The organism is Paraburkholderia sp. C35 (assembly GCF_003121405.1).
In the GTDB taxonomy this organism is placed as follows: domain Bacteria; phylum Pseudomonadota; class Gammaproteobacteria; order Burkholderiales; family Burkholderiaceae; genus Paraburkholderia.
In genome coordinates this window covers 12,734-30,556 of record NZ_QBUY01000111.1, presented here as the reverse complement: position 1 = coordinate 30,556, position 17,823 = coordinate 12,734, and the positions used below count along the sequence as shown (strand labels likewise).

At 61.1% G+C, this 17,823-nt stretch carries 10 protein-coding genes; 2 read left to right on the top strand and 8 right to left on the bottom strand.

Annotated elements, in window-relative coordinates:
• Nucleotides 1-151: 151 nt before the first annotated feature.
• The 4 genes from DK391_RS37170 to DK391_RS37155 form a co-directional block, all read right to left on the bottom strand.
• Nucleotides 152-1,705, bottom strand: a complete 1,554-nt coding sequence (locus tag DK391_RS37170; RefSeq protein ID WP_109482997.1) for an efflux transporter outer membrane subunit — start codon at nt 1,703-1,705, stop codon at nt 152-154.
• Between the two features lie 14 nt (nt 1,706-1,719).
• Nucleotides 1,720-4,905, bottom strand: coding sequence for an efflux RND transporter permease subunit (locus DK391_RS37165; protein WP_109482996.1), 3,186 nt, complete (start codon nt 4,903-4,905; stop codon nt 1,720-1,722).
• 81 nt (nt 4,906-4,986) lie between these two features.
• Complete coding sequence (locus tag DK391_RS37160) at nt 4,987-6,291, bottom strand: efflux RND transporter periplasmic adaptor subunit (protein WP_109482995.1); 1,305 nt, start codon at nt 6,289-6,291, stop codon at nt 4,987-4,989.
• 32 nt (nt 6,292-6,323) lie between these two features.
• Entirely contained in the window at nt 6,324-7,178 is an 855-nt protein-coding gene (locus DK391_RS37155; protein WP_109482994.1) for an alpha/beta hydrolase, read from the bottom strand.
• Between the two features lie 196 nt (nt 7,179-7,374).
• On the opposite strand from DK391_RS37155, the gene DK391_RS37150 reads away from it, so the two are divergent.
• Together DK391_RS37150 and DK391_RS37145 are read left to right on the top strand one after the other, a co-directional pair.
• A complete protein-coding gene (locus DK391_RS37150; protein WP_109482993.1) occupies nt 7,375-8,379 on the top strand; it encodes a LysR family transcriptional regulator in 1,005 nt (334 codons plus the stop codon).
• A gap of 178 nt (nt 8,380-8,557) precedes the next feature.
• Nucleotides 8,558-8,869, top strand: a complete 312-nt coding sequence (locus DK391_RS37145; protein ID WP_109482992.1) for a DUF4148 domain-containing protein — start codon at nt 8,558-8,560, stop codon at nt 8,867-8,869.
• Between the two features lie 203 nt (nt 8,870-9,072).
• Here the strand turns inward: DK391_RS37145 and DK391_RS37140 are convergent, their stop codons facing one another.
• From DK391_RS37140 to DK391_RS37125, 4 genes are all read right to left on the bottom strand, one after another.
• Entirely contained in the window at nt 9,073-10,140 is a 1,068-nt protein-coding gene (locus DK391_RS37140; protein WP_109482991.1) for a purine nucleoside permease, read from the bottom strand.
• A 235-nt stretch (nt 10,141-10,375) separates the two neighbouring features.
• Nucleotides 10,376-11,302: a cation diffusion facilitator family transporter gene (locus tag DK391_RS37135; protein ID WP_109482990.1), complete on the bottom strand. Its 927-nt coding sequence runs from the start codon at nt 11,300-11,302 to the stop codon at nt 10,376-10,378.
• A 40-nt stretch (nt 11,303-11,342) separates the two neighbouring features.
• Nucleotides 11,343-12,404, bottom strand: coding sequence for a selenide, water dikinase SelD (gene selD, locus DK391_RS37130; protein WP_109482989.1), 1,062 nt, complete (start codon nt 12,402-12,404; stop codon nt 11,343-11,345).
• A 132-nt stretch (nt 12,405-12,536) separates the two neighbouring features.
• Nucleotides 12,537-17,378 carry an NAD-glutamate dehydrogenase gene (locus tag DK391_RS37125; protein WP_109482988.1) on the bottom strand — a complete coding sequence of 1,614 codons (4,842 nt, stop codon included), beginning with the start codon at nt 17,376-17,378 and terminating at the stop codon, nt 12,537-12,539.
• Nucleotides 17,379-17,823 lie beyond the last annotated feature (445 nt).

The following is a 17,823-nucleotide window of genomic DNA, read 5'->3' as shown; positions in this document are numbered from 1 at the left end:
GGTGTTAGCGGCTTTCTTTTGCCTACTTTTCTTTGCCGCGGCAAAGAAAAGTAGGTGCCGCCCCGCACAGGGGCAACACTAGCAAGCCAGAAGCAAATCGCGGATGCCAGCAAAAGCAAAAGCAAAACCAGCCGTCGCAGACAAAAAAACCTTACAGCATCGCCACCTGCGCCGCAGCCGCATCAACACTACCGACGTCAGCCTTCACCTCCCCCCACCCACCACCAAGCGCACGAATCAGATTCACAGTAGCAACAGCCTCCGTCCCCGCCAGATGACTCAACTGTAGTTGCGACTGCAACGTCTGCCTCTGCGCATCGATCACATCGAGATACGCCACCTGCCCTTCCTGCCACTGCGTCTGCGACAGATGCTCAGCACGCTTCGATGCATTAACGGCATCGTTCTGCTCACGCGTCTGGTCCTTCAGCAAACGCAGATCCGAAAGATTATCTTCAACCTCGCGGAACGCAACCAGCACCTGCTGCCGATACTGCGCGACATCTTCGTCATACATCGCACGCGCATTGGCCAGATTCGCCTTGCGTCGTCCGCCATCGAAAATCGGCACCGTCCGCGCCGTCCCCGCGAACGGACCCAGCAGGAACGCTCTGCTCGACCACTGGAACAGATCGCCGAGCGTGGTCGACTCATAGCCAAACGAGCCAGTAATGTCGAGCTTCGGGAAGAACGCGGACTTGGCAAGACCCACGCGCGCATTCGCACCCGCCATCGCACGCTCTGCGGCAGCAATGTCCGGACGACGCTCCAGCAGCGCCGACGGCAATCCCGCAGGCACCTGCACCGTCACAGGCGCCAACGGCGTCTCGGGGAACCCGAAGTCGGCGGGCGCCTTGCCGAGCAGAATCGCGAGACCATGCTCCGATGCAGCACGCTGACGCGCGACACCAACCGCATCGGCACGCGCCGTCGCCAGTTCATTGCGCGCACGCGACACATCGAGTTCGTTGATGTCGCCTTCCTTGAAGCGGCGTTCCACCAGCTTCAACGCATCCTCACGCAATGTCACCGTCTGACGGTACAAGGTCAACTGCGTGTCGAACTCGCGCAACTGGAAATAGTTCTGCGCGACGTCCGCCTGCAACGCCAGCTGCACCGAGCGGAACAAGGCCTCGCTCTGCGCCTGGTCGGCACGCGCAGCGTTCACGTTCGAACTCACACGGCCAAACAGATCGACTTCATACGAAGCCGTCGCTTGCGCGCGCCACAGCGTTTGCGTCGGCACCTTCGCGTCGTTCGGCAGGAATTGCGACGCCGGCGACAGACGCTCGCGGGTCGGACCGAAGCCCGCATCGAACGACGGGAACCAGTCGGCGCGCGCCTGCTGCGTCAATGCACGCGATTCCTGCACGCGCGCAGCAGCGGCCTTCAGGTTCTGGTTTGCATCGGCGGCCTGCTTTTCGAGGTCGTTTAACGTCGAATCGCCGAACACCGTCCACCATTCGCCGCGCTGCGCCTCTTCGGCAGGCTCAGCCGTTTTCCATGTGCCGGCCTCGCTCGCGGGCAGCGGCGTGGCCGCTGCGTCCGTCGTCGATGCCGTTGCCGGCGCTTCCTTGAATGCCGCAGGCGTCGCGGCATCAGGGCGCTTGTACGTCGGCTCGACCGAGCACGCCGCGAGCAGCAACATCAGCAGCGTGCTCGCCGCCGCGCGGCCCAGCCCACTCATTTCCTGAAAATTTTTCATTGTCATTTTCTCCATCAGGCGTCCGTCGTGTGTGCGACGAGATGCGGCGAGTCTTTCTGCGCGACGTGAATCTTGCCGCCCGCCAGCGTGCGCAGCACCACGTAGAACACCGGCGTCAACATGAGACCGAACAGCGTCACGCCCAGCATCCCGAAGAACACTGCGATACCCATCGCGTGACGCATCTCCGAACCCGCGCCGCTCGACAGCACCAGCGGCACCACGCCCATGATGAATGCGATCGACGTCATCAGAATCGGGCGCAGACGCATACGGCTCGCTTCGATTGCAGCCTGCAGCGGCGTGCGTCCGTCGTGCTCCAGTTCACGCGCAAACTCGACGATCAGAATCGCGTTCTTCGACGCCAGCCCCACCAGCACCATCAAACCGATCTGCGTGAAGATGTTGTTGTCGCCCTGCGTGAGCCATACACCCGTCAGCGCGGACAGCACGCTCATCGGCACGATCAGGATCACCGCCAGCGGCAACGTCAGGCTCTCGTACAGCGCAGCAAGCACGAGGAACACCAGCAGCACGCTGATCGGGAACACCCACAGCCCTGCATTGCCCGCGAGAATCTGCTGATACGTCAGGTCGGTCCACTCGAGCTTCACGCCCTTCGGCAACACTTCCGCCGCGATGCGCTCGGCTGCCGCCTGCGCCTCACCCGACGAGTAGCCCGGCGCCGGTCCACCGTTGATGTCGGCAGCCGTGTAGCCGTTGTAGCGCACCACCATTTCCGGACCATACGTGGGCGTCACCGTCACCAGCGACGACAGCGGCACCATGTCGCCATTCGCGTTGCGCGTCTTCAGTTGCAGGATGTCGTCGGCCTGCTGACGATACGGCGCATCTGCCTGCACACGCACCTGGTACACGCGGCCAAAGCGGTTGAAGTCGTTCACGTACAGCGAGCCGAGATACACCTGCATCGTGCTGAATACGTCCGTCACGGGCACGCCCAACTGCTTCGCCTTCACGCGATCCAGATCGACGTTCAGCTGCGGCACGTTGATCTGATAGCTCGAGAACGAGGGGCCGAGTTCGGGCGTCGTCGAAGCCTTCTTGATGAACGCTTCCGCTGCCTTGTTCAACTCTGCGTAACCCACGGCGCCGTGATCTTCCAGCTGCATCTTGAAGCCACCCAGCGTGCCGAGACCGAGCACGGGCGGCGGCGGGAACACGGCGACGAACGAATCCTTGATCGCGCCATACTTCTGGTTCAGCGCGCCCGCAATCGCACCCGCCGACAGCGCCTTGCCCTTGCGGTCATGGAACGGCTTGAGCGTGACGAACACGATGCCCGCACTCGAACTGTTCGTGAAGCCATTCACCGACAGACCCGGGAACGCCACCGCGCTTTCCACGCCCGGCTGCTTCAGCGCAATCGCGCCCATATCGCGGATCACCTTCTCGGTCCGGTCGAGCGACGCGCCATTCGGCAACTGCGCGAACGCGATCAGATACTCCTTGTCCTGCGCGGGCACGAAGCCGCCCGGCACGATACGCGACACGAGCACCGTCAGACCCAGCAACACGGCATACACGACCAGCATTGCGCCCTTGCGCTTGAGCACGCCGTTCACGCCACGGCCATAGCTTTCCGCGCCGCGATGAAACACCTTGTTGAAGCGCCGGAAGAAGCCGCCGAGCAGACGGTTCATCACGCGCGTCAGCCAGTCTTCCTTCGCGTCGTGACCGCGCAGCAGCATCGCCGACAGTGCGGGCGACAGCGTCAGCGAGTTGAACGCCGAGATCACCGGCGAGATCGCAATGGTCATGGCGAACTGCTTGTAGAACTGGCCCGTCAGACCCGTCATGAACGCGAGCGGCACGAACACGGCGACCAGCGTCAGCGCGATAGCGATAATCGGCCCGCTCACTTCCTGCATGGCCTTGTACGTCGCGTCTCGCGCACTCAATCCGCTTTCGATGTTCCGTTCGACGTTTTCCACCACCTCGAACGCATCATCGACCACGATACCGATGGCGAGCAGCATCCCGAACAGCGACAGCGCGTTGATCGAGAAACCGAACGCCAGCAGCAACGAGAACGTACCGACAATCGAAACAGGCACGGCAATCAGCGGAATGATCGATGCGCGCCACGTCTGCAGGAACACGATCACCACGATCACGACCAGCGCAATCGCTTCGAGCAGCGTATGCACCACCGCTTCGATACTCGAACGCACGAACTGCGTCGGGTCATAGACGATCTTGTATTCGACGCCCGACGGGAAATCCGCGCTGAGTTCCTTCATCGTCGCGCGCACTTCGTCGGAGATCTGCAGCGAGTTCGCACCCGGCGACTGGTTGATCGCCATTGCCACCGCCGGCTTGTTATCCAGCAGCGAACGCAGGCCATATTCCGACGCTGCCAACTCGACGCGCGCAATATCTTTCAGATACGTCACGGCGCCATCGGGTGCCGTCTTCACGACGATGTCGCCAAACTCTGCTTCCGTCTTCAGACGGCCGCGTGCATTCACCGACAATTGCAGCGGCGTGCCCGGCACAGATGGCGATGCGCCGATCACACCGGCCGCCACCTGAATGTTTTGCTCGCGAATCGCATTGACGACTTCCATCGCTGTCAGATTGCGCTGCGCCACCTTGGCGGGATCGAGCCACACGCGCATCGCGTAGTCACCTGCGCCCCACAACTGCACCTCGCCGACGCCCTTGATCCGCTCGAGGCGATCCTTCACGTTGAGCAGCGCGTAGTTGCGCAGATACGTCATGTCGTAACGGTCGTTCGGCGAGATCAAATGCACGACCATCGTCAGCGTGGGCGAGCTCTTGATCGTCGTCACGCCGAGACGCTGCACGTCTTCCGGCAAACGCGGCAATGCCTGATTCACGCGGTTCTGCACCAGCTGCGTCGCGAGATCGGGATTGGTGCCGAGCTTGAACGTGACGGTGAGCGTGAGATTGCCGTCGCTATTCGCCTGCGACTGCATGTACAGCATGTTCTCGACACCGTTGATCTGCTCTTCGAGCGGCGACGCCACAGCCTCGGCGATCACCTTCGGATTCGCGCCGGGATACTGCGCGTGCACCACCACGGACGGCGGCACCACTTCCGGATATTCGGAGATCGGCAGCTGGAATAAGGCAATAAAACCTGCCAGCAGAATCAGGACCGATAGCACGCCCGCAAAGATCGGCCGATCGATAAAGAATTTGGATATGTTCATGTAAAGCTCTTGAAGTTGAAGCGCTTACTTCCTGTGCAGATACACTGAAGAATGCGTGCTTGCGGCCTTCGGATGGCGCGATCACGAATCCTTGCGCGCCTTCGTACGCGGCTGCGCCTGTGCCTGCGTTTGCGGTTCGCTGTGCTTCGCCTTCGAACCGTCGAGCTGTGCCTGCTTCTCTGCCTGTGCATCGTCGGCAGCGGGCGCGTTGTTCGCATCGCTGCTTGCGTTGCCGTCGCCCATCGGCACCATGTGCGCGCGAATCTGCGCACCGGGGCGCACGCGTTGCGTGCCGTTCACGACGATGCGGTCGCCCGCGTGCAAACCGCCCTTCACCACGCGCAGATTGCCTTGCAGATCACCCAACTGGATCTCGCGATAGGCGACGTGATCGTCCTTGTCGACGACGAACACGAACTTCTTGTCCTGGTCCGTGCCGATTGCTGCGTCGTCGATCAGCAGCGCCGAATGCGGCTCGCTACCACCCACTTTGACGCGTGCATACAGACCGGGGACCAGCGCGCCATCCGTGTTGTCGAAACGCGCGCGCACGCGGATCGTGCCCGACGAGGTATCGAGGCGGTTATCGACCGACTGGATCGTGCCCTTGCGCGAATAACCCGTTTCGTTCGCGAGGCCCAGTTCGACGGGCACCTTGCTGTCGTTCTTCTCCTGGCTGATGTATTGCAGGTACGTCTGTTCGTCGGCATCGAACTCTGCGTAGATCGGCGAGACGGACACCAGCGTGGTCAGCGGTGCGGCGCTTGCGCCCGCGTTCACGACGTTGCCGAGCGTGATCTCCGCACGCGACACGCGGCCCGCCACGGGCGCAACGATCTTCGTGTAGCCGAGATTGATCTGCGCCGCTTCGAGCGCGGCCTGTGCGGCCTTCACGTTGGCAGTCGCTTCACGCGCGTTGTTCTGCTTCTCGTCGTAATCGCGTTTGGCAATGGCGCTATCGCCGATCAGGCGTTGCGCGCGTTCCCAGTCGCTTTGCGCGTAACCCGCACGCGATTGTGCAGCGGCAAGTTGCGCTGCCGTGCGATCGACTTCCGCCTGATACGGACGCGGATCGATCACGAACAGCACGTCGCCCTTCTTCACCAGCGCGCCGTCCTGGAAGTTCACGGACACGATCGTGCCCGACACGAGCGGACGCACATCGACCTTTTCGACTGCCTGCAGGCGGCCCGAATAGGTTTGCCAGTCCGTGATGGTTTTCTGCACGACAGTGGCGACATCGACTTCCGGCACGATGGTCGGCGCGGATTGCGCAGGCGCGCGCGCATCGACGCGAATCGCGCCAAACGTGCCGAGACCCGCAATGACAAGTACTGCTAGCGCTGCAACCGCCAGCTTCGAACGCGAGAGAGGTAAAACTGACATGTCAGACTCCGGAATTTAGTTGAGAGATTTGTTTATCGGAGTGCGCGCTCATCGAAGCGCCACTGAAAGAATCGAACCGCCTCGAGCAGTGCCGCCGGATGATTGGCCAGCGCCGCGTGCGATACGCTCGGATAGCGGACCACCTGCGTCTGCACGCCCGCATCGATCAGATTGCTCGCGTACTTCTCCGCTTCGACGTGCAGCACGTCGTTTTGCGCGGTGGCAATCAGCGTGGCGGGCAAGCCCGCGAGCCGCACCGATTCGAGCGGTGCGGCATACGGATGCATGCGCTGCGAAGCCTGCGGCAAATACGCGCGATAACACGCCGCGCATTCGCTTGCGGTGATGTCCGAACTCAAACGCTTCTCGTCGCCAAGACGCGTGAGGCTCGGGTCGAGCATCGGTCCGAACAATGCCTGCGCATCGATCCGCACATCCCCGCGATCGCGGCCGATGAACGCCAGGCAATTCGCGAGCGAGCCACCTGCATCGTGGCCCGCTACGCCAATCTTTTTCGTGTTGCCGCCGAACGCCCGTGCGCGCGTTTGCACCCACAGCGCGGCGCGGTGCGCATCTTCGGGCGCAGCCGGAAACGGAAATTGCGGCGCAAGCGAGTAACCGACCGATACGACCAGTGCCGGCGTGTGCTGCGCGAAATAACGTGCGGCGTAGTCGGCTTCGTCGATCGAACCGCGTACGAAACCTCCGCCGTGAAAATAGAGCAGGATCGGCAGGCCGTTTTTGGCGGCGGCTCGCCGGTAAAGGCGCAACGTGATGTCCTGCGCGTATCCTTCTACCCGCACGTCGGTGACGTCCAGCAGTGAGGCGTTGTCGCCGAAGCTCGTGCCGGGCGGAACAAAGGTGTGGCGCGGGTTGAATGCATCCATGTCGAACAGCGCAATGCGCGAAGCTATCGAATGGGGCGAATTGTGGGACCAGCAGACTTCCAAATAAATGCCTATAATCCGGCAACACAATTCGGTGCACCTGAACAATCGAATGCCTTTATTCGCCGCGTTCGCCAAACGTTAAATGGCGAATGGGGATGCTTCACCAGTGCTCCGGCTCTTTCGGAGGTTTGCAATGGACCGGCTTCAGGCCATGCAAGTGTTCACCCGGGTCGTCGATACGAACAGCTTCACCCGGGCTGCGGAAACGCTCGATCTACCCCGCGCTTCCGTTACAACGATCATCCAGAATCTCGAAGCGTTTCTCGGCACGCGCCTCTTGCATCGCACGACACGCCGTCTTTCGCTGACGCCTGACGGCGCGGCGTATTACGAGCGTTGCGTGCGCATTCTCGCGGACGTCGAAGAAACGGAAGCCAGTTTCCAGAGCGGCAACAAGAAGCCGAACGGAAAGTTGCGTGTCGATATGCCGGGATCGATCGGTCGTCTGCTGGTGATTCCCCAGCTGTGCGAATTCCACACAAAGTATCCGGATATCGATCTGCAACTCGGTTTGTCCGACCGCCCGGTCGATCTGCTGCAGGAAGGCGTCGATTGCGTGGTGCGGGTCGGCGCGCTGCAGGATTCGTCATTGGTCGCACGCCGAATAGGGTTATTCGAAGGCGTGACCTGCGGATCGCCCGCGTATATCGAACGCGCAGGCATTCCTCAGACACTCGACGATCTCGAGCAGCACAAGGCCGTCAATTACTTTTCGAGCCGCACCGGCCGGGTCATGGACTGGTCGTTCCTCGTCGAAGGCAAGGAAGTCGAGGTGAAGATGAAGGGCGTGGTGTCCGTGAACGATGCGGACGCGTACGTCACGTGTGGCCTCGAAGGCTTCGGCCTGATCCAGCCGCCGCTCTTCATGGTGCTGCCGCATCTGCGCTCGGGCCAGCTCGTCGAAGTACTGCCCGATCTGAAACCGCTGCCCATGCCTATTTCTGCGGTGTATCCGCACAGCCGGCATCTGTCGTCGAAGGTACGCGTATTCGTCGACTGGATCGCAGAGATTTTCGATCGCTGCCCGTTGCTGAGTGGCCGCGCAAGCCTCGACAAGACCTGCACGCAACGCACGTTCGAGCAGAAAGAAGAAGCGCCGGACTTCAAAACACCTGTCATGACGGAATGGGTCGCATAGGCTGCCAGGCCTTTATTTAAGGGACGATCGCGGCATCGCGCCGCGATTGTTCTGAAATTGCGACAATTCATTTCACGAAAGTCGGGTTTATCGCCCGCACGTCAAAGCCTACATTTCACCCTGTCGCGACGCCGGACTACACGGCAAAGCAAACGAATTAAATCGACCGGAGTGAATCATGAAGCGCAATCTGCTGGCAGGTCTTGCTCTCTCGCTGCTCGTCAGCGCACCGGCATTTGCCGGCGGCGGCGGTGGCATTGGCCACGCAGGATCGTATAACGATCAATGGTGGCAACACTCGTCTGGCGCATCGGCACCGAAAACACGTGCTGAAGTGCGCGCAGAAGTTGCCGACGCCTATCGCGACGGCACGCTGCCTTCGCTGAACAAGACGTCGTATCCGGAACAAGGCCTGATTGGCCGCACGCAAGCCGAACGCCTCGACGTGCAGCAAGGCGATGGCAGCGTGCGCGTCGCTCGCGGCCAGTAAGCATCAATCTTTTTCTAATCGAACTCGAAGGAGTCAGATATGAGCCCCTCGGAACTGGATGACTGGGCTGCAGACACGCCCGTCTGGACGCCGTATCGCGCGCACTGAGCGCACGAGGCAATACCGTGGTGAAACAAGGCGCCCAATCGCTTTTACGCGATTGGGCGCCTTGCATTGGTGCGTATCGATCCGATACCAGACTATCAGCGCTGCGGGACGCCGTTGCGCCATTCGCCCCAATGCGACACGATATCCTGCACGAGTGGATTGCCCGCCAGATAAAGGTTCTGGAGCGCGATCGTAAAGCCGCCCTGATCGGCGTAATTGAGCAGATTGTCGGCACTCGTCTGCCCGTCATAAGGACGATCGAAATCGGATCCCGCGCGGAGTACTGCCACACGGTTCAGATCGACACGATGCACACTCGCGGCCCGCTTTAGTGCTTCATAGGTTGCGTTGTCTTCCTGTTGCGTCGTGCAGTACGTGCCTTTGCCGTCAGTGAGAATCTTCGTCCAGTCGCGCGCGCGTTGGCCGAGATCCGTACCTGACCACCACGTATCGCCCGCGAGTGTGTCGCATTGAATAACGGTCGGTGGACGGTTAGCAGGTGCGTAGCTGTATTTGGCACGTGCGGCCTGCGCTTGCGCGTTGTCCGACAACACCACGTTATGCGACAACGCAAAAGCGGTATTCGCAAGACGTGTATTCAACTGGAAAACTTCCGTTCGATAATCGAGTGGCGGCTTTTCTGTTGGGCTTTTCGTATTGATGCCGAGATAGCCGGTAGTCCAGCCTGGCGGGATTTCACGTCCGTCTATTTCCCATTGAATGCCGAAACCGACGAGATAATTCGCCCACGCTGCGGAGCCCACTGTTCCTTGAATGGGATCGATGCCCGCTATGCCCGCCACCATGAAATAGGTGTGGCGCAAATCGAAACGTGAAGAGAACGTGAGCGCCATCGTCGATGCAGCGGCATTGGCATGGCCCATCCCTGTCGTCATCACGCAGATATCCTGCCTGTTGCAATGAATGTCGGGATAATCCGGCGATAAGCCGTCCACGGGAATGCTCTGCCATGGCCCGAGCTTGTCGAGCCACACCTGGCCTTCCGGCCCGAACATCGAAATGATCATCACCTTCACAGGACGGCCATGCGATCCGCCATTGTTTTGCGAAAAGTTATCGTCCTGCGCATTCGCCAGCGGTGATATTGCTGTGCATGCGGCCAGTGCAAATGCCGTCAATGCGCCTACTGTGCGAGTTACCATGACAAGTCCTTTCTCTGAGCGCGTTAAAAGATTGAAAATGGCATGCATGCCCTCGCGTAACTGGGCGGAGCTAAGTATAGGTGGCATCGAATTGTTTTCCATTAGCTAATTCCTTTTACGCGCTCGAATAGCCGATCTGCATAAATCATTAAGCGTATGCATCACGTGAAAAGGCCCGCGAGCGATGCATCAATCGCATCATTCGCGGGCCAATGAAACGCGTACCGACTAACGCCTAATCGCGCGACGCCTCGGTTCTCACTCTCGGCACATCCGGTTCGAAAAACACCCAACGCACTTGCGGAAACTTCTCCTGCAAATCCGCTTCGACGATATTGATCGCGTCCACCATCGCGCGGCCGCTTTCGTAGTCGATCATCTCGGCCTGCACGGCCACGACCACATGCCGGCCCCATTGCAGCGTAATCAGATTGATGATGCTGCGAATCTCCCCGCGTGCGCGCAAATGGGCTTCGATGGCGCGCCGCACTTCCGGGCTGGCCGATTCGCCAATCATCATCGACTTCACTTCACGCGCCACCAGATAAGCAATCACCATCAGCAGAATGCCGACGCCGATCGAACCCCACGCGTCGAATTCCGGATTGCCCGTGATCATCGTCAACAGGACCGCGACGAATGCAATCGCAAGGCCGAGCAAGGCGGCCACGTCATCGCCCGGGACGACGAGCAGTTCCGATTCGCGCGTTTCCCGAAACCATCGCCACATCGATTTGTCGGGATTGGTCTTGCGGATTTCGCGGATTGCGCCCATCAACGAAAACGTTTCGAGCACAACCGATACACCGAGCACGCCAAGCGCGATATACGCATGCGACAACGGCTCCCGCGCCATCAGACGATGCACGCCCTCGTACACAGAAAACGCGCCACCGACAAAGAACAGCAGCAACGCAACCAGCAGCGAATAGAAATAGATGGCACGGCCCGCGCCGAGAGGATGCAACGGACTCGCCGGACGGCGCGCCTGCTTGAGACCGAACAGCAGCAATATCTGGTTGCCGCAATCGGCCGTCGAGTGAATCGCTTCGGCAAACATGGACCCGGAACCTGTGAATGCCGCCGCTGCATACTTGCAGACCGCAATGCCCACGTTCGCGCCCAATGCATAGAAAATGGCCTTCGGTGATTCTTCTTTCATTGGCTCTTCGATTTGTCTTGATGCAATTGGAGTAAAAGAATCAGACGACTTCCACGCGCGGCTCGCCTTCATGCAATTCGCCAATCACCTTTGCATCATCGAATCCATCCGCGCGGAAGATCGCGAGCACATCGTCAACGCTATTGGGTGCGCACGACACAAGCAAACCACCCGATGTCTGCGGATCGGTGAGCAACGTGCGTGCCGTGTCGGGCAGCGTTTGCGCGAGACGCACGGCTTCACCATATGAAGCCCAGTTGCGGCCCGATGCACCCGTGAATACGCCCGCTGCGACGAACGCATCGACGCCTGCAATCCACGGCAAATCCGCGTAACGCACGCGCGCAGTCAGTTGCGCGCCGCGTGCGAGTTCAAGCGTATGGCCGAGCAGGCCAAAGCCTGTCACGTCCGTCAATGCGTGCACGCCGTCGAGCGCGGCGAGTTCTGTGCCGGGACGATTGAGCTTCGTCGTGGCCGCGATCATCGCGGCATAGCCGGCTTCATCGAGTTGATTCTTCTTGAGTGCCGCCGACAGCACGCCCACGCCCAACGGCTTGCCGAGCACGAGCACGTCGCCCGCCTGCGCAGACGCGTTGCGCTTGACGCGCTTTGGATGCACCACGCCGAGCGCGGCCAGACCGTAGATCGGCTCGACGGAATCGATCGAATGGCCGCCCGCGACGGGAATGCCCGCCTGTGTGCACACATCTTCTCCGCCGCGCAGCACGGCAGCGATCACGTCGTGCGGCAACACGTTGATGGGCATGCCGACCAGCGCGAGCGCAAGGATTGGCTTGCCGCCCATGGCGTAGACGTCGGAGAGCGCATTGGTCGCGGCGATGCGGCCGAAATCGTAGGGATCGTCGACTATCGGCATGAAGAAATCGGTGGTCGCGATGATGGCCTGCTCATCGTTGAGCCGATACACGGCGGCATCGTCCGAAGTTTCCGTGCCGACCAGCAGATCGGGAAACGACGGCAACGGCATGTTGCGTTTGAGGAGGTCGGACAGCACGCCCGGCGCAATCTTGCAGCCGCAGCCGCCGCCATGCGAAAGGCTCGTGAGACGAGGCACGTTTGAAGTGACAGCGGATTCGCTCATGATGATGGATTGACGGATGGTCGATAACGCCTATTATCAGGCAATCCGCAATCGCGCTGTCGAATAGGTCGCACTGCAACGGTCGCGCCGCAGCACGCCGCCCGGCATTCGGGCAGCGCGCGCGGGCTCACGCTAGCTGTGTTCGAGCGTCGCCATCGACCCCACCACCACCAGCAGCATCGACAGACTCGCACCGCCTGCAGCGCGCACGTCCGTCAGCAGTTGCGCGTAATGCGCGAGTGCGCCCTCGCGCTTGCTGCGCCACGCATCGACGACGGCTTGTGCGGCCGTGGCATCGGGTGCTTCCGCCAATGCCGCCGTCGCCAGTGCACGCTTGAGCCGGCCAAACTCGCCCAGCGCGCCAGCACGCGCAATCAGATCCCAGTGCGCGGGTGTCGGCAACTCGGCAGCGCGTTCGTCGATCCAGCCGTAGTTCAGTTGCGTGCCCAGCGCGAAGTACACGCCCGCCACGAGTTCGAGACCGCGCTGCGTCGCCGACGCAACTTCCGCAATGTCGAGCAACGCCGCAGGAATGTCGCCGCTCGCGACGCGCACGGCCAGTTCACTATCGACACCCGCATCGACCAGCACGCGCTGCCGCTCGGACAACGCTTCGAGATCGCATGCAGGCAACAGCATCGGCAATTGCGGCGCAAGGCGTTGCACGGCGTCGCGGCACCGCACGATCAACTCGGTCACGCCACCGTTCTTCGCGCCCGCCGATTGCAGCTGCGGCAGTATCCACAGCGCGGCACGCTCGAGCAGTTTCACCACTTCGACGAACATGCGCGCCTGCACATCGTCGGCCACACGATTGTCGAGCGCATCGATGCCACGCCATACGTCGTTCAGATCGAAGATGTCGCGCGCGACCATGCAGGCGCGCACGATGGCGCCCGGACCCGAATCCGCTTCCTCCATCATGCGCAGCACGAACGCGCAGCCGACGCGGTTGATCAACGCATTGGTCAGATGCGTAGCGAGAATTTCGCGGCGCAACGGGTGACGCTGCATCGGCTCACCAAAGCGCTGACGCAACGGCTTCGGGAAGTACTCGGTCAGCATGCCCGCCACCAGCGGATCTTCCGGCACGTCGGATTCGAGCAATGCATCGTAGAGCCACATCTTGCTGTACGCGAGCAGCACCGCGCGCTCGGGCGACGTCAAACCCTGCTTCGCGGCAATGCGCTCGTTGATCTCTTCTTCCGTCGGCAGAAACTCGATCACACGATTCAGGCGGCCGGCACGTTCCAGATAGCGCATCATGCGCATCTCGGCATCGAAAAGTTCGGCGGCGTAGCGGCCCGCAATCGACAGCGCCTGAGTCTGATAGTAATTGTCCTGCAACACCAGCAGGCCCACTTCTTCCGTCATTTCGGCAAGCAAGGCGTTGCGTTGCTTCTCCGTCATTTCACCGTCGGCCACGACGAGGCCGAGCAGGATCTTGATGTTCACCTCGTGGTCCGAGCAATCGACACCAGCGGAGTTGTCGATAGCATCGGTATTCATGCGTCCGCCGCGTTGCGCGAACTCGATGCGGCCCAGTTGCGTGAGACCCAGATTGCCGCCTTCCGCGACCACCTTGCAGCGCAGATCGCAGCCGTTTACGCGCACGGCGTCGTTGGCCTTGTCGCCGACCTGCGCATGCGTTTCGCGGCTCGCTTTCACGTAGGTGCCGATGCCGCCGTTGTACAACAGATCGACAGGTGCCTGCAGAATCGCGCGCACCAGTTCGGCAGGCGCAAGCGCAGCAGCCGTGATGCCAAGCATCGACTGCACGGCCTGCGACAGCGGGATCGTCTTCGCCGTGCGCGCAAACACGCCGCCGCCCGCCGAGATCAGCGCGGGATCGTAGTCGGCCCAGCTCGAACGGTCGAGATTGAAAAGCCGTTGGCGCTCGGCGAAGCTCGTCGCGGGATCGGGGTTCGGGTCGAGGAACACATGTCGATGATCGAATGCGGCAATCAGGCGGATATGCGGCGACAGCAGCATGCCATTGCCGAACACGTCGCCCGACATGTCGCCCACGCCGACCACCGTGAAATCCATGGTCTGCGTATCGACGCCCATTTCGCGGAAGTGGCGCTTGACCGATTCCCACGCGCCGCGCGCCGTGATGCCCATCTTCTTGTGGTCGTAGCCGACCGATCCACCCGATGCGAACGCATCGTCGAGCCAGAAGCCGTATTCCTGCGAAATCGCGTTCGCGTAGTCGGAGAACGTGGCCGTGCCCTTGTCGGCGGCGACGACGAGATAGGGGTCGTCGGGATCATGCCGCACGACATCGGGCGGCGGCACGATCGCGCCGCTCACGCGGTTGTCGGTGAGATCGAGCAGGCCGCGCAGGAAGGTCTGATAGCACGCAACGCCCTCGCGCATCCACGTTTCGCGATCGGTGGGCGGCGGCGGGTTCTTCACGACGAAGCCGCCCTTCGATCCCACCGGCACGATCACGACGTTCTTCACCATCTGCGCTTTCATGAGGCCGAGCACTTCCGTGCGGAAATCTTCACGGCGATCGGACCAGCGCAAGCCGCCGCGCGCCACGCGCCCGCCACGCAGATGCACGCCTTCGACACGCGGCGAATATACCCATATTTCCCACATCGGCTTCGGCTCGGGCAGGCCCGGCACTTTCGCGGGATCCAGCTTGAACGACAGATACGATCTCGGTTTGCCGTCCGCTTCGCGCCGGTAGTAATTCGTGCGCTGCGTCGCGTTGATCACGCCGAGGAACTGCCGCAGGATGCGGTCTTCGTCGAGATTCGGCACTTCATCCAGTGCACCTTCGATCGTCTTCAGCAACCGCTCGACGCGCGTTTCTCGCGGCGTGGCAGGCGCCGGGTCCGAACGCGCGATGAACAGTTCGACCAGCATGCGCGCAATGGCGGGATTGCCCGTCAACGCGCGTTCGATATACGCGTCGCTGAAAGTCGAGCCGACTTGCCGCAAGTACTTCGCATAGGCCCGCAATATGATGACTTCGCGTGCGCTCAACTGCGCACGCAGCACCAGCCGGTTGTAGTTATCGTCTTCGATGTCGCCCGTCCAGACGCGTTCGAATGCGTCTTCGAACAAACCTTTCACGCGCTCGATGTCGAACTCGGCGTCGTCGGCGAGTTCGAGGCCGAAATCGTGAATCCATGCGGGCGCCGCGCCTGGTGCTTCAATCAGATAAGGACGTTCTTCATCGACACGCACGCCGAGATGTTCGAGCATCGGCAAGCTGCGCGACAGCGCAATCGGATCGCCAACGCGATACACCTTGAAACGAAACGCGCGCGGGCCTGCTTCAATAGGCCGGTACAGATTCATCGCGATCTGCTCGGTGCCTTGTACGCGCTCGATCAGTTCGATATCGCGCACCGCCGTGCGCGCGGGATAGTCGTCGCGATAGCCCGCTGGGAACGAGTCGGCATAGTGCTGCAGCAGGCGGTTACCCTGCTCTTCGCCGAATGCATCAAGCAATGCATCGGCGAGATCGTCCTGCCAGCGGCGTGCGACCTGAATCAGGCGCGCTTCGAGTTCGCGCGTATCGACTTCGGGCATCGCGCCCGGCTCTGCATGCACGACGAAATGAATGCGCGCGAGCGTCGACTCCGACAACAGCGGCGTGAATTCGACGTTCGTGCCGTTGAAGGCCGACATCAGCAGTTTCGCAATGCGCCGCCGCAAATCGGTGTTGTACTTTTCACGCGGCACGAACACGAGGCACGACACGAAGCGGCCGAAGCGATCGCGCCGCACGAACATGCGCGTGCGCTGATGTTCCTGCAGACGCAGCACGCCCATGGCCGTATCGTAGAGTTCGTTCTCATCGGCCTGGAACAGTTCGTCGCGTGGATACGTTTCCAGCACCGTCACCAGCGATTTGCCGAGATGGCCCTTCGGCAGAAAACCCGCACGGCGCACGATGTTCGCGCATTTGCGCCGCACGATCGGGATTTCCGAAGCGGACGTCGTATAAGCCGTCGATGTATACAGCCCGATAAATCGCCGCTCGCCGCAGATCTTTCCATCCGGTCCGACGAGCTTCACGCCGACATAGTCGAGATAGCCGGGCCGGTGCACGGTCGCGCGCGAATTGGCCTTGGTCAGAAAGATAGGCGTCGCGCCCGCGATGATCCCGGCGGCGGCTGCCGGCAGCGGCGTCACCTCGGATGCGCCCTGCGGCCGCAACGCTTCGCGCAAGATGCCGAAGCCCGAGCCTGCCACGCCGCGCAAACCGTACTGGCCATCGTGCGCGACGAGTTCGTAATCGCGCTGGCCGAGAAACGTGAAGTGATCCGCGACCATCCATTCGAGGAACGCACGCGCTTCGACGCCTTCGGGGCTGGTCTCGCGCGTGGCCATGTCACGGATCGTCGTGCGTGCGATCTCGACGATCTTCGGCCAGTCTTCGACGGCGGCGCGCACGTCGCCGAGCACCTTGGCGATCTCGTCGCGCAGTGCATCGAGCTTCGCGGCATCGCCGCAACGGTCTACTTCGAAATGAATGAAGGACGCGAGCTGCGACTGGCCGTCATCGCTCGATGCGCCACCCGGCGCGATCCGTTCGATGCCGCCGTCCTTGCCGCGCCATATGCGGAATACGGGGTGCAGCACCGAATGCAGCGAGAGGCCGAGGCGATTGACGGCCATCGACACCGAATCCACCAGGAACGGCATGTCGTCGTTGACGATCTCGATGACGGTGTGATCGGAATGCCAGCCATGCTGTTCGAGTATCGGGTTGTAGACGCGCAGACGTTCGCTGCCTGGCACGAAGCGTTGCGCCGTTTGCCAGTGTGCCATCGCCGCGCCGTACAGATCGGCGATGCCGCGGCTTTGCAGATCGTCTGCGTCGGCGAAATCGTAGTAATGGCGCAGGAAAGGTTCGACGGCTGCGAACGCGGGCTCGGGCAATCGTCCTCGCGCGAATTCGACCACATCGTTGAGCAGATGAGCAACGGCTTCTTCGTTCTTCGCTTGCATGACGTCCTCCACGGCGGGCGGCAATCGACTGCATCGACTGAAGCGCATTATGCACCCGTTGAGCAGAAACGGATTGTGCACACGCACATCGCGCATGCTTGCGCGCGGTTGTGACAGAGGCGTGTCGAAGGAACGTGCAAATCACGCTGCACGTGCTTTAAAGCGCAATGAAAACGCTTCGTTCTGTTGGCTAACCATCACAGGCCAGGGTTCTTCTTATTAGCGAATGATGCATTGATGCGTTAGGCTTTTATGGTCCGTGATAAGGCATCTGACGATCATTTTTTTAAAGGCCTTATTGCAGATGCACCAGGAAAATTTCGAATTAGATACCAATAGCGGATCACGGTTTCAATACCGATGCCATTCGCGAGCATGGGGGCGCTCCTGAGTCGTGCAATGCGGTCTTGCAAAGGGCGCTTTCATGCCCAGCACAACGACTAGA

Coding starts and splice junctions, on each gene's coding strand:
- DK391_RS37170 (WP_109482997.1), bottom strand. CDS start 1,705: ATGAAAAATTTTCAGGAAATGAGTGGGCTGGGCCGCGCGGCGGCGAGC.
- DK391_RS37165 (WP_109482996.1), bottom strand. CDS start 4,905: ATGAACATATCCAAATTCTTTATCGATCGGCCGATCTTTGCGGGCGTG.
- DK391_RS37160 (WP_109482995.1), bottom strand. CDS start 6,291: ATGTCAGTTTTACCTCTCTCGCGTTCGAAGCTGGCGGTTGCAGCGCTA.
- DK391_RS37155 (WP_109482994.1), bottom strand. CDS start 7,178: ATGGATGCATTCAACCCGCGCCACACCTTTGTTCCGCCCGGCACGAGC.
- DK391_RS37150 (WP_109482993.1), top strand. CDS start 7,375: ATGGACCGGCTTCAGGCCATGCAAGTGTTCACCCGGGTCGTCGATACG.
- DK391_RS37145 (WP_109482992.1), top strand. CDS start 8,558: ATGAAGCGCAATCTGCTGGCAGGTCTTGCTCTCTCGCTGCTCGTCAGC.
- DK391_RS37140 (WP_109482991.1), bottom strand. CDS start 10,140: ATGGTAACTCGCACAGTAGGCGCATTGACGGCATTTGCACTGGCCGCA.
- DK391_RS37135 (WP_109482990.1), bottom strand. CDS start 11,302: ATGAAAGAAGAATCACCGAAGGCCATTTTCTATGCATTGGGCGCGAAC.
- selD (WP_109482989.1), bottom strand. CDS start 12,404: ATGAGCGAATCCGCTGTCACTTCAAACGTGCCTCGTCTCACGAGCCTT.
- DK391_RS37125 (WP_109482988.1), bottom strand. CDS start 17,378: ATGCAAGCGAAGAACGAAGAAGCCGTTGCTCATCTGCTCAACGATGTG.